The organism is bacterium (assembly GCA_019695305.1).
Lineage (GTDB): Bacteria > UBA10199 > UBA10199 > UBA10199 > JAIBAG01 > JAIBAG01.
This window is the reverse complement of record JAIBAG010000014.1, coordinates 14,809-29,249: the sequence shown is the minus strand read 5'-3', so window position 1 is coordinate 29,249 and position 14,441 is coordinate 14,809. Positions and strand designations below refer to the sequence as shown.

Sequence of the window (14,441 nt, the reverse complement as noted above, 5' to 3'; positions counted from 1 at the left end):
TCGTGATTAAAAAATCAAGCTTTGGCACGCATTAAGCAATAGAGGGGTAAGGAGATTTTATGACATCCATCAATACCAACGCTCTTTCTTCAGGCGCTATTGCGGCATACCCCTTACACACTGAGGGCTTTAAAAATAACCTGGAAGCTATGCTAGACACAGGATTGCAAGGTAATTACGACAATCATTACGTGACCTCGCAAATTTTAGACGAAATAAAAACAAATCCTTACGAGGCAAACAAACTAGGGTTAAAAAATGATTACGAATGGGTCAAAAATAATATTGTAGATAGCTACAACCTTTATAAACAAGCAGGCTTCACAAAAAGCATCGATCAACTGGCAAAAAACCCTACACCCTTTGTGTTAAAAATGACGGAACATGGAGAAAAAGCCTCCCCCACTCCTTTTAATGCCGAAATAAATCTTTATCGGAATGGAAAAATTTTAATGCGTACCGAAGGTAATTCGTGGCCTGACAAAAGCGACAATAGCCCAGGAATTGCTGCTGGTGTTTATCTTGGGAAATACAGTACAACGGGGCATAAAAATCGCGATGGGATTGTTATTAATCAAAATAAATATATCCCATCCATTGGCCCAAATCCCGACCATGGAAATCAATGGATTGCAAACGCCATTCACGTTCATTCTGGAGGCAATAAAGAGCGAGGATCCGAGGGCTGCCTTACAATTCCCAAAAATCAAGCAATGGATATTTGGAACGCTATTAGCACCGAAAGCGCAGATGTTATTATTATTTTAGAAAGAGATGGCCAATGAATAAACTTGTTCTTTTATTTTTTATATTATTATTGGGAGTCACATCCTCACAGGCGCAAACACCACAAGAACTTCAATGCTACATGCCCTATCGTAATACCATGATGCTCTATGGCTGTGAGATTGAAGGTTACTCTATAAAACCCGATATTGCCCAACAAGCAGGCGTGCTTATGTTGCTTTTACCTACAAATACACCCAATTTTGAAAATACACCGGTATTTTTTATTGCCAACACTCTCCCACTTAACGGGAAAAACTATGATCAAATTTTTGAAGAAGATCTTAAATCTATTACCTTATCTCAAAGTACTACCAAAGTAGTTTCCAATAATTTGCAAGACAAGCCTCAAACAATAGGGCCATGCCGAGGTGGCGAATTGCAACTTAAAGACACTCCCTTTCCTTACGAACGTTATTACATTTGTGAAGCAAAGAGCAAAACTGAAGCACTGCAATTACAAATACAAGCCCGTACTTTAAAAGATTTAGAAAACCATTTTGCTAACTTTTTAAAGTGGACCGATACCCATCATATAAAAGATAGCGTCTTTATAAACAACACAAAGTCGTGAAATTACAAAAAAATATGCCCTGTGGATAAGTATTTTTTCAAATCGTTTGACGAAAGAGAATTTCAACTTTAAAGTTTTGGAGATTTATATATGACAACAAAGAAACCAAAAAGAAAACAAACTTTCGGCGTTGATGACGCCCACCGTTTTGCAGGCATTGTTGCCGAGCATTTCAAATCTGACATGAGAATTGTCATGGAAGGATTAGAGGGTTTACGCAGTGAAATGCATCGTAAATTTGATGAAGCCAAAGCTGCAAATAACCTTCGCTTTGATAATATTGAACTTACTTTAAAATATCACAGCACCAAGTTTATAGAAATTGAACATCGCTTTGAAAGAATTGATAAAAGATTTGAATATATAGAAAAACGCTTCGAAACCCGGTTTAACGACATTGAACATCGATTTGATAAAGTTGACCACACCATGGCGCGCATTGCAGCCAAAGTAGACACTCATGATGTTGCAATAGACGAATTAAAGACTCGCTTATAAAAGGATTCTTTCTTAACGTGCCCCGGTACCCGTATCCTTTTCACCATCTTTAATCTGCTTCAAAATTTTATAAAAATACCCCTGCGACACGTCTAATAACTTGATAGCGGCATACGGATGTTCGTCGCAATACGTAAGCGAGGCTTTAAATACTAACGGCACGTAATCCTTTAAGGTAAGCTTGGGGTTATACCAAAAGTTTTCGGCAAAAAGGGTGTTAGACGGATTATCTAAATCGTAGTCTTTAATTTTTTTATAAAAAGTGGATGCCGATATATCAAGCATATCGGCCGTAGAACTCTTTTTAAAATCGTTTAGTTTAAAACAGGCTGCAATAACAAGAGCTTCGTAAGAAGCCCAGGCACGGCCCGGATTATAGATATTTTTTTCATCAATATTTATTTCTTTTTCGGGGTTAGCAATTTGTTTAAGCGTTTTTGATAAATAAGCCACATTACTATCGGCCTTGTTTTTAAACAGCGCGTGGGTAGGCGGAATAGACGCCAACGTTAAATGCCCTCCTTCACGCAAAGCGCAAGCCACCGAAATCAAGTTTTCTAGTTCTCTAATATTGCCCGGCCAATTGTGCGCTAAAAGAGCCTTCATAAATTCTGGTGATGCCTTAATAGACGCATCCATTTTATTTTCGGTACGGTATTTTTCTATAAAATGCTCGCACAATACGGGAATGTCTTCACGCCTGTCGGCTAGGGGAGGAATGGCTACCGTAATTTGACACAACCTATAAAACAAATCTTCCCTAAATTTTTGCTCACTCACCATTTTGGCAATATCTTTATGAGACGCACATACCACGCGCACATCCACTTTTACAGAATGGGTGTCGCCAATTTTACGCACTTCGCCTTCCTGCAGTACACGCAATAATTTTACCTGCAAACTCAAATCCAGCTCGCCAATTTCATCTAAAAAAATGGTGCCACCATGTGCTTCTTCAAAAAGACCTTTTTTATCTTTTACAGCACCCGTAAAGGCTCCAGCCTTATAACCAAAAAGTTCGCTTTCTATCAAATTAGCCGGAATAGCACCGCAGTTAATGGCCACAAAACGTTTTTGAGAGCGTGCTTTATTATTATAGTGCAAAGCACGCGCAATCAGCTCTTTTCCTGTACCAGAGGCTCCAAACAAATAAACCGACAGATTGGTTTCGGTAATTTTATCTAAAAGCTTAAAAATTTCGCCCATGGCTTCGCTTTTAGAAATAATATTGTCGTAAGAGTATTTGGTAAGATACGCCGAAATTTCAATATCGAGCCGCTCTTTTACATGAGTTAACTCTTCACTGGTTTTTTCTAATTGTTCCTCTAATTTCTTTTTAATCCCTTCATATCCACTAATAAGACGCGCATTTTCCAATGCAATCCCCACCTGATCGCAAAATGCATTAAGCACTTTAATATCGGCATTTAAAAAAGCATCGGTTTTAAAACGATTATCTAAATAAAACACACCAATGGTTCTATTTTTAGAACGAATAGGTAAACATAATACCGACTTCATTTCCGATAACACAATAGATTGTGACGATGTAAAACGATCATCGGCTAAAGCATCGGCAATAATGGCTTCTTTTCCGGTATTAAGAACCTGACGCGCTACCGAGTTTGAAAAATTGGAAAGCGAATTCACATTGGGCGTATTCACCGTAGCCTTAATATCAAAATCACCAGCTTCGTTAATAAGTAGCACCATACCAGTTTCGGCTCCCGATAATTCAAGCGCATAATTTAATACCATTTTCAACAACAGCTCTGGGTTATGTTCGGAATTAATAAATTTATTAATCTGCAAAATGGTTTCATATTTAGTAACAGAGTTCATCACTTCCTCCTCGGGCTTCATATCAGCCTTGTTTTCTTGCCCAATTAAACTTGCTTTAAATTTGCTCAATTCTTCAAGCTCGTGCGGCTGCAAAGCCAATGTTTCGGCGCGAGCCAGGCTTTCTTCGGCAGCAACACGGTTATTATTTTTTAGTTCGGTTTTGGCCGTTTCCAAATGAATCCAAAAACGGTAAGCCTCTAACGATGGATTTTTTTGAATAATACCTTCGGCTATATTTAAATGTTCCAGTGCCTGCACCGCATCGCCCGTATCTCTAAAAGTTTCCGAAAGTTCTACATGGGCGTTAAATAAATAAAGCCAGGTGTAGTAATTTTTGGGGTTAAGACTTTCTAGCGTGTTAATGGCATATACAAAATGCGAGTAGGCATCGGCATAATTTTTTAACAGCTTAAAAATATTGCCCATGTTGGTAGCAATAGCCGAGGCCGACTGAAATTCTTCCTGAGTGCGCGCTAACGCTAAAGCACGCTCGTAGTATTCAAGCGAACTTTTGTATTCTTTTTCTACATAATACAAATTGGCCATGCCGTTATACGAGCGCAGCATCAAATCGTGTGCCTGAATTTTTTTAGAAATTTCGGTGCACTTAAAAAAAGCTTTTAAGGCTTCTTCTTTAAGCCCCACTCTCTCGCTGCCGCCGGCGTTAAGCATTTGCGAATAATAAAGATCACCCAAAAAATGATAGGTTTTGGTGAGCAAATATGAATCTTGAATTTTTTCGTAAAAAGCAATGTCGCTTAAAATTTGGCAAATGGCACCAGCATAGTCTTTTTTCATGCTTTTAACCTGGGCCAGTTTGTTATTGGTCACTTTTTGCTGGTTGGCTAAGTCAAAACCATTCCATAAAGCCTGATTACGTTCAAAAATGCTTTCGGCTTCGTCTAAGCGGCCTTCGCGCATGTGAATGGAGGCCAAATGGTTTTCAATCACCATGCGTTCTACGGTGCGCTCTTTTTGATTTTTCAAACTTAAAAGTGCCTTTTCAAAAAGTTCACGTGCTCTATCTAACTGATCGAGCTTTACAAATAAATCGCCCAGCTTTTCCTGAATTTGAAAAACATACGGTAAGTTTTTAAGTACCGGATCGGTTTCGTGGATATCACTTAAATGTTGATAATGATGCACAGCATTTTTGTAATCGCGGGCTAAAATGAAACATTCGGCAAGCCGCGTTTCTACTCTAATTTGCAGCGCCAAATCCAGGTTTTGCGCTCTTTTCCAGGCCATCGATACCGATTCAATAGCCTGTAAAAACTGATCGTTTTGAGTTTGGGTTTCGGATAATTTTAAAAGCGCATCCACAGCCAAACTGTGATTGGTGCCCCGACCCATATGATATAAATAATCGTCGTGATCACCGTTATTTTTTTTAACAAACAAGGCGGCATCGTTGTGCATACGTCCCATTTTGTCGGCAGTCATATCGGCCAAAATGGCGTCGCGCATTAATAAATTAGAAAAGAAATAGTGCTTTTCGCGCGAGGTACGCTCTACCAAGCCCAGGCTTGTTAATTTTAAAAGCTCGGCTTCTACATTTTGAAAAGCTGTTAATTCTTTAAATTCGTCCACAGAAAGTGGCCGATTAAAAATGGTTAGCCATTCTAGTAAGGTTTGTTCGTCAACCGCCAAGGCCTGATAACGCTTGTTTAAAAGGCCCAGTAGTGTTTGGGGAATTTGTATTTTTTCAAAATTAATATCAATATCCTGAAACGTATTAGAGGCCCAACGGCCAGAGGCATTTAAAAGCATGTTGGAGGCCAGCATGGTTTTTAACAGCTCGGTTACAAAAAGCGGATTGCCTTCGGTGCGTTTATGCAAACCATCAATTAATTTTTGAGGCGGGCTTGAAAGACCCGTAACCATAGAAATATATTCGGCCAGTTCCAGCTTGTTAAAATGTTCCAATTTAATAATTTGGCATTGCGCAAGCTGTGCCGGGCATTCTTCAACAGCCCATAAGAGTAATATTTCGTCGTGCGCATGTTTTTGCAGCAATCGGTTTACTTCCTGCACGGGCACTTGGTCGGTGGTATCTATTACCAAACAAAAGGGTGGTGTCTTTTTTTCGCGGCTAAAGCTGCTCCAGCCATAAACCGGCACATTACTAAGCTGCGAGTGATATTTAAATTCGCTTAGCAAGCGCGATTTTCCGGTACCGGTTTTTCCGCTTATGATTAGCAAACGCGCCAACAAACTTTGATGCTCGGTAAAAATACTTTTAAACATGTCGTGAAAAACTTTTTCTTGTTTATCCCTAGCAATCAGCACACCTTTTTCGGGCAAATACGAAAGGCGCGTGTCCATGGTTTCTACATCATGATTTTTATTATTTAAAAAATTAATATCGCGAATAACCGCCGAGGCTTCGGGGTAACGATCGGTTGGGTTTTTGGCCAAAAGACGAAGGACAATACGATCCCAAAATTTGGGAACTAGCGGGCTTACCTCGCTGGGAGCTTGCGGGATAAGCGTGCGGTGGCGCTCTAACGATTCGCGTGCATTTTTTGAGGCAAACGGATTTTGCCGCGTAAGCACTTTGTAAAGAAGCACACCAAACGAGTAAAGATCGGTCCTTCCATCCAGCGTCCCTCCCAAAATAACTTCGGGTGCCATATAGGCGGGCGTCCCCACTTTTTTGCGCGGGTTGGCAAAACCGGCCAAACCAAAATCGATGAGCTTGGCTTTTTTAACACCGCCCTCTTCGCCCACCAGCACGTTTTGTGGTTTGATGTCTAAATGAAAAATACCACGGCTGTGTAAATAATTGAGAGCGCGCAACACTTCCACGGCCAGCATTTCAATTTCATCAAACGAGCTCTCTGCAGTGGCGGCAAAAAAATCGCGGCCACATACCAGTTCGGTTGTAAAAAAATATTTTTCCTGGCGGGTATCAAAACCAAAATCCAAAATGCGGGCAATGTGCGGGTGATTCAGTTCGGATAAAATGGAAAATTCGTTTTTAAAACTTTGGAGGGCTTCGTCTTTGGAAACGTTAAACTGAACTTTTTTAAGAAATTTAAGTGCCTTTTCGCCGTCGTCGTCGGCTACGGCAAACACTTCGCCGGATAAACCTCCGCCCAAGGGACGAATGATGGAATACCGGTTGTCTATTTTTAAACTTTCTTCCTGCATGGGAGCGCATACCGCTCCACCCCAAACGAGTTATAAGTATAGCGAATTGAATAAGCAGTTTATATATAAAATTTGTATTTTATGTGGAATTTTTAAAAAACTAGACGCGCCGCGTTAAATAAAAATCTTGATATTTCAATTGGATAAGTATTACTCCATAGAATATACTTAAAAAGTGAGTTCATTTTAAAAAATCTTAAATAATCCCCGCTATTTAAATAAAGATTAACAACAAATAGCCGTTAAGTTTTAACACACATTCCTGCCCAAAATAGAGCCACAAAATTAACACCAGCCCGCCAAAGCGTCATTATTGTGCCGTATACTCTTGATTTTTATGAAGAAAAAATAAGATTTAGGGTTGACAGAGTTGGTGAGTGGAGTATGCATAAAAGAGAGCAAAAAAAGTTGTGGGTGATACACCCAAAAACTTGAAAAGACGAAACTTTTAAGAAAAATTGCCGATAATTAATTAACTTTATGGCCGACGTTGAATTTCCAACTTCATCTGTAACACCCGACGATATCTACCCGTGGGAAGATCCTGCGCTTGCTCAGAGTTTTCCAGATGATCCTGTTGAGCCAGATTTTTCGGATATTCTTCCGCCGGAAAGCCCCGTAGACACTTACACGCCGGCCGCTCCCAAACCAACACCACAAACAAGTGTAGCCAGCACCACCGTTTTTGATGAACCTCCTCTGTGCGAAGTTCCGGCCACCGAAGAAACCTCTCCCACTGTTTTAGCCGCAGACAGCCCACTTGACGAAGAAGACTGGGGCGAACCTGTTAGTGTAGAAGTTGTAAAAGCCAAACCCATTGTAGCCTATGCAGGCACCATGCAAGTGGCAGATAAACCTGCCTCCGTGCAAGTGCGTGTAGAAGATGTAGATCCGGGCTACAGTGCCGGCGATATTATTGTGGGCAGCATTTTAACCATTGGCGGTGTAGCCTTTGTGGTATTAGCCGCGCCGGCCGAAATTACCGCAGGTGGTGTGATAACGGTAGTAGCCTTAGGCAGCTTATTAGTAGGAGGATCTGGATGTAACAATACCGATTCTTCCGACGATGCTTCAACCGACGCCGATGATGTACACACCGATAAACCTACCGACAAACCTGACGATACCGACGATACACAACAAACCGACGATACCGACGACACGCTCCAAACCAGCGATACAGGTGACACAGACGATACACAACCCACAACCGATACCGATGTTGATACGCAGGATACAGACGATACCGATGTGATTATTCCTCCCGATTACTCCAACATAGATATTGATGGCGATTTATATTTAGACGAAAGTTCTTTAACCGCCGATCAACTAGCCCAATTTCGTTCACAAGGTTTTATTGAAAATGCTTATGGCGATGTAGTGCGCTTAAGCGGCGATTGCGATGATACGGATGCCACTATTAACCCGGGCGTAGCCGAAGAACCGTATGATGGTACAGATAACGATTGTGATGCAGTAACCTCCGATGATGATGTAGACGGCGACGGCCACACGGCTTTAGCTGTGGGTGGTGACGATCACGACGATAGAGATCCGTTATGTTATTATGGCGCCATCGAAATTCCGTACGATGGAATTGATCAGGATGGTGATGGTGAAGATTTAATAGACATCGATCAAGATGGTGTTGCGGCCATTGTTGCAGGCGGCACCGATCCCAATGACGAAAACAGCGCTGTATGGCGCACATTACCGTTGTATCCCGATGCCGATCAAGATGGTTATGCAAGTGGCCCCGTGCAATTGATGGATGTGGGTGAAATCCCCTTAGGCTATAGCGAAACAAGCGCCGGAAGCGATTGCAACGATACACTAGCCTACGTTAATCCTGGCCCCAATGCCTTTCAACGTGTTAATGGTATTGATACCAATTGCGATGGAACCACGGCCCCTAATTTGGCTAGCGATGCGGTGATGCTCTTTGGAGAAGGTATTGGAGATGCTGCAGGCTTTAGAGCCATTGCGCTTGGGGATGTAGATGGTGATGGTTATGATGATGTGTTGGTAGGATCAGCAAGTAATGATGCAGGCCCCGGCATTGGTCATGGGGGTGCGGCCTATGTTTGGTATGGATCTCCCGACTTTTTTACTCTACGTGGTGCAGCAACATTGGCTAATGCCGATGTAAAAATGAGCGCGAGCATGGCTAGTGAAAATTTTGGAGGCAGTGTTGTTGCTTACGATTTAGATGGTGCCGCTGACGGCAATAATACAAGAGATTTAATTGTTGGAGCCCCTGGCCATAATAACAGTGCCGCCTACCTATGGGATGGATTAGGCGATGGTTCTGGTTCAGGTGCTATCATGATTTTTCATGGCGGCAGTCTTGTTAGTACCAGTGCCGCTAATGCCGATGCCACCATTGTTGGGGCGCAAAATGAAACTATTGGACTCCTTACCTACGCGTTTGATGCAGATGTAAATGGAGATAACCTTGGCGAAATTGTAACCGCAGTAAATCCTCTCGATGGCAGAATTCTCGATTTTATTCCCGCCAGAGCCTATAGCGGCACAATTGCTAAAGACAGTGTGCGCACTTTACGCTTTAGGGATAACGTAAATTTTGTTGCCGATTGGGCTAACCATGTAGCCATTGGCGATGTAGATGGTGATGGCTATGGCGATATTTTGTTGGGTGATTCAATTGGATATAATAACGACGGCCGCGGCCAAGCTATTTTAATTTATGGTAGCCCTACATTACCGCCTATCATTGAAATGAGAGATTTAAATCCTGCTTCGGGCATTGAGTATCGCACTTTTACAGGGAACTCGCCAAATGCAGGAGCTGGTTCTGCTGTAGACTTACGAGATGTTGATGGCGACGGGCTTGCCGATATTATCATTGGTGCCGAGTGGGATGAAACAGGTGGTGCAGTAGCTCCACATGGTGGCGTAACCTACACGGTGTACGCACAAGATTTTGAAGATGCCCGCTCTGGCTTAGGTGCCCTTGATTTAACTGCTAATGGCAGCGAAACAGTTCTGGATGGTGACGTGGATTTATTAAATGGGAAACGTGTTTATAGCACAACACCCAATGGCGAATTACCGGCAGCCGTTACTGCTGGTAGCGATACCAATGGCGATGGCATCAACGATTTATTAATGGCCTCTAACAATTTTGGCGCAAATGGCGCTGCCTTTTATATGGGAGGCCACACACTGGCCACCGCCCCTGGCCCTGCAGTGGATGTAGCCACAGCTCAACAAATTACAGATGCTAGCTTAGTGAATTTTGGAACTACCGTTACCGGTGGTGGCGATATAGATGGCGATGGGAATCAAGATATCCTCATTAACGATGCTAGCGCAAACAGAACAGGCGTAGTTGTTGCATTATCGGGTGGTGCCTCTTATTAGAATTTCAATTTCTTCACATTAATCCATAAACCTTAGTTTAACTCTTAGCGATCCGCGATAAACGATAAGCGATAAACCTTTAGAATGACCTACCCAGTCACCAATCAATCTTTTCCCGAAACAGAACTCTACCCCTGGGAAGACCCTGCGTATGGGCAGTGCAATACTTCCAACACGTCTGACGCGTCCGACTGGCCTGACTTGTCCAACACATCCGCGCCGGAAAGCCCCGTAGATAAATATGCTCCGGTTGCTCCTCAAGCAGCACCACAAACCAGTGTAGCCAGCACCGCCGTTTTTGATGAACCTCCAGTTTGCGAAGGTCCTGCAGATGAAGCCGAACCCATTGTAGCCTATGCAGGCACCATGCAAGTGCGCGTGCAAGATGTAGATCCGGGCTACAGTGCTGGTGATATTATAGCAGGTGCCGTGTTAACCATTGGCGGCGTAGCCGTTGTGGTACTAGCAGCCCCTGCCGAAATTACAGCCGGTGGTGTGTTCACGGTAGCAGCCTTAGGCAGCTTATTAGTAGGTGGATCCGGCTGTAACAACACCAAGCCTTCCGTCGACGCTTCAACCGATACTGCCGCAGATACCGATGTTGATACGCAAGATACGGACGATACCGATGTGATTGTTGCTCCCGATTACTCCAACGTAGATATTGATGGCGATTTATATTTAGACGAAAGTTCTTTAACCGCCGATCAATTAGCTCAATATCATTCACAAGGTTTTATTGAAAATGCTTACGGCAATGTAGTGAGTTTAAGTGGCGATTGCAACGATACACTAGCTTACGTAAACCCGGGCCCCAATGCCTTTCAACGTGTTAATGGTATTGATACCAATTGCGATGGAACCACGGCCCCTAATTTGGCTAGCGATGCGGTGATGTTTTTTGGAGAAGCCGCCAGCGATGGCGCTGGTAATGGCGCAATCGCTCTTGGGGATGTAGATGGTGATGGGTATGATGATGTATTGGTGGGCGCTGCAGGAAAAATAATTAGAGATAATTCTGGTGCTGTTTATGTGCAATACGGTTCTCCCGCTTTCTTTGCTGCACGCGGTAGCAGTTCATTAAGCAATGCCGATGTAAGAATTGTGGCCAGCATGCCAGCCGAAGGTTTTGGCGCCAGTGTTATTGCTTACGACTTAGATGGTACCGCCGACGGCAATAACACAAAAGACTTAATTGTGGGTGCTGGTGGTTATAATAATAGCGTAGCTCATGATTGGTTTGGCTTAGGAAACGGCACTAATTCTGGGGCTATCATGATCTTTAATGGCGGCAGTATTGCTAGTGGGAGTGATAGACGAGCCGCTGCTATTATTGTTGGAGCCGCAGATGAGTTAATTGGTGGCACTACCTACACGTTTAAAGCAGACGTAAATGGTGATAGCCTTGGCGAAATTGTAACTACTGTGGGTTCGGGTGATGATAAGATTGACTTTATTCCCGCACGTCCCTATAGCGGTACCGTTTTAAAAGACAGTGTTAGAACCTTACGCTTCAGTGATAATTTAAACCTTATTAGTGATTGGGCTAAACATGTAGCCATTGGCGATGTAGATGGTGATGGCTATGGCGATATTTTGTTGGGCGACACAGTTGGCTACAGAATTGATGGCCGTGGCCAAGCTATTTTAATTTATGGTAGTCCTACTCTGCCTCCCATTATTAATTTGAGCGATTTAACACCTGCTTCGGGCATTGAGTATCGCACCTTTACAGGTAATTCACCAATGGCACGCGCGGGTTCGGCTGTGGCCATACAAGACATTGATGGTGATGGAATTCCCGACATTGTAATTGGTGCTAAAGCCGATGAAACAGGCGGTGCAGGCTCACCTGCTGGTGGTGTAACCTATGTTATTTACGGGCAAGATTTTGAAGATGCCCGCGCCGGCTTAGGCGCCCTTGATTTAACGCTTAACGGTAGCAATGTGATATTAGGGAGCGATGTTGAATTATTAAATGGCAAACGTATTTTTAGCACCACACCCAATGGCACAATGCCAGCAGCACTCACAGCTGCAAGCGATACCAATGGCGATGGAATCTATGATTTATTAATGGCCTCTAACACGTTTGGTGCAAATGGAGCTGCCTTTTATTTGAGTGGCCAAACGCTAGCCACAACCCCTGGCCCTGCTGTGGATATAGCCACTGCACAGCAAATTACAGATGGCAGTACAATTGATTTGGGATCTACCGTTGCCGGTGGTGGTGATGTGGATGGTGATGGAAACCAAGATGTACTTGTTAATGATGTGCCGGCACTTTCGGGCTCTGGAGCTGTTTATATATTATCGGGCGGCGCTACTCATTAATAACTAACAGGCGTTTTTGTAGCATTGGCTAAATCTACTGTTAACACACCTTTATAACCCTCTAAACCAACCAACAAATATTCATTACCCGAAACATCTTTTTGATAGGCTATTGTTTTAGGTTTTAATTCAATATTTTTAGCGGTGTAGCTACTAAGATCTATACTATCTACAATAACATTGGCAGGAATACGCGGCGCTGGCGGCGTTGTATCTTTCATTAAATCGAGTACATATATTTTATTATCACTACACACTACATAGGCCTTTGTTTTATCGGAATTTAAAACCATTTCTTTTGGATTTGCGCCCACCAAAATTCCATTACCAGGAGTATTAAAATTACTACTCACCATGGAGTTAGCAGGATTAAAGCGATCGTAATTATAAGTTACAACCCAAACTCTAGCATGAGTTTTATCTAACAAAAGAGCGCGGCCAGCTTGAGTAGCTGTTTGAGAAAAATAGATTAACAAATCACCAAATTGTTGGTCATTGGCAAATGCATCGGTCCTGTTATTAACAGTTAAAAAAGAAGTGCCGCCAAAACGACCATTAGAAGGAGCTAATGGATAGCTAGCCCTTAACCTAAATTTATCATTTTCATCTACAAACAAAGCCAACGTAATGCCAAGGCCTTCGTCTATATCAAAATCTATCGTTCTCTTGTGTGTTAAAGGTTGCTGAGTAACAGGATCTAGATCAGACGGGTCAATAAAATGGATACGGTTTGTATCGCCTAAGTCAGAAATAAAACCTTGATTCTGGTATCTTGTTTTTGATTCTATCCCAAACCGTATTTTCCCATCAGCCGTAAATTTAACCTTAGGATAATCATCCGCCTCGGGAACAGTGGTTGTATCTACATACCTTAAAACCTCCTGCAGAGGATCACCTAAATATAAAGAATCGAAGGCATTGTACGGAACACCCTGGTTTGTTCTATCGGCCAAATAGTTTGCCGTTGGATCGTACGCTAACTCGTTTTGCGCTGTTCCAATACTGTAATTGTTAGCATTATTACCCGCCACCATAAAAAGGCCACCATCGTTAACAAGAGGCACTACCGTGTTGCCTGCTAAGGTAAACGAAACATCTGTATTGCTTAATCCTAAAGCGGCTAAATTAGCCTGAACACCTCCGGCAACAACATCGGTGGGTGCGTTTTTAACCCATAATAAATTGGGATTGGGAGCTTCGGTAATGGGTTTGCTTTTTTGCTGACCATCGGTAACATACGCCGTAAAATTATTAGCCACGGTTGTGTTGGGAACAATACACTCAAAACTTCCATTAATAGCAAGAGGGCAAGTAATGGATTTTGCATCGCTAGCATCCGATACTACTTCCACACTATACATATCGGCATAACCATCACCATCCGTATCGCTCATACCCTGCGTATCAACAGCCCCTTCCACACCCACAATGGGCGTATCGTTGCTTGAATCGGAAGCGTAAACAACAGCTTTTGATCTATCAATAGATTTAGGCTCAATAGCAATGGGAGGCATGGCATCGCCGCCACCAGGTAAATGCCCACCACCAGGACCACCAATTCCACCACTACCACTTTCATCAACAGGAGACCCCGCACCACCACCCACTCCGGCGCAGGCAGAAGTTAAAAGAAGAAAAACAAGAAAGGCAGATCGCAGATTGCAGATTGTAATTTGCGAAGATCGATTGGCGATAAGCGATAAACGATGAGCAATAAGCGATATAAGTTTCTTCATATGCACTGACCCCAAATAGCGCAGCTCGTGGATTGCTGTTCGCAGTTCGCGAAGAACGATTAGCGATACACGATAAGCGCTCTTACTACAGAGCAAGCCCAGTGCCATATATAAAGATAGAGTAAAAAAAG

At 42.9% G+C, this 14,441-nt stretch carries 7 protein-coding genes; 5 read left to right on the top strand and 2 right to left on the bottom strand.

The features are described 5' to 3' along the window. Nucleotides 1–59: 59 nt before the first annotated feature. The 3 genes from K1X76_07705 (at nt 60) to K1X76_07695 (ending at nt 1,858) form a co-directional block, all read left to right on the top strand. Nucleotides 60–785, top strand: coding sequence for a hypothetical protein (locus tag K1X76_07705; protein ID MBX7148956.1), 726 nt, complete (start codon nt 60–62; stop codon nt 783–785). Continuing rightward, nucleotides 782–1,360, top strand: coding sequence for a hypothetical protein (locus K1X76_07700; protein ID MBX7148955.1), 579 nt, complete (start codon nt 782–784; stop codon nt 1,358–1,360). The genes K1X76_07705 and K1X76_07700 overlap by 4 nt, the downstream gene beginning before the upstream one ends. A 90-nt stretch (nt 1,361–1,450) precedes the next feature. After that, nucleotides 1,451–1,858, top strand: coding sequence for a hypothetical protein (locus K1X76_07695; GenBank protein ID MBX7148954.1), 408 nt, complete (start codon nt 1,451–1,453; stop codon nt 1,856–1,858). 12 nt (nt 1,859–1,870) lie between these two features. Here K1X76_07695 and K1X76_07690 read toward each other — a convergent pair whose 3' ends face one another. Next, nucleotides 1,871–6,853, bottom strand: coding sequence for a sigma 54-interacting transcriptional regulator (locus tag K1X76_07690; protein ID MBX7148953.1), 4,983 nt, complete (start codon nt 6,851–6,853; stop codon nt 1,871–1,873). Between the two features lie 480 nt (nt 6,854–7,333). On the opposite strand from K1X76_07690, the gene K1X76_07685 reads away from it, so the two are divergent. Together K1X76_07685 and K1X76_07680 are read left to right on the top strand one after the other, a co-directional pair. Next, on the top strand, nt 7,334–10,240 hold the full coding sequence (locus tag K1X76_07685; GenBank protein MBX7148952.1) for a hypothetical protein: 2,907 nt from the start codon (nt 7,334–7,336) through the stop codon (nt 10,238–10,240). Between the two features lie 84 nt (nt 10,241–10,324). Continuing rightward, the gene (locus tag K1X76_07680; GenBank protein ID MBX7148951.1) at nt 10,325–12,574 is read left to right on the top strand and encodes a putative metal-binding motif-containing protein; all 2,250 of its coding nucleotides are present in this window, start codon (nt 10,325–10,327) and stop codon (nt 12,572–12,574) included. Here K1X76_07680 and K1X76_07675 read toward each other — a convergent pair. Then, nucleotides 12,571–14,310 carry a hypothetical protein gene (locus tag K1X76_07675; protein ID MBX7148950.1) on the bottom strand — a complete coding sequence of 580 codons (1,740 nt, stop codon included), beginning with the start codon at nt 14,308–14,310 and terminating at the stop codon, nt 12,571–12,573. The two genes, K1X76_07680 and K1X76_07675, sit on opposite strands and share 4 nt — an antisense overlap. Nucleotides 14,311–14,441 lie beyond the last annotated feature (131 nt).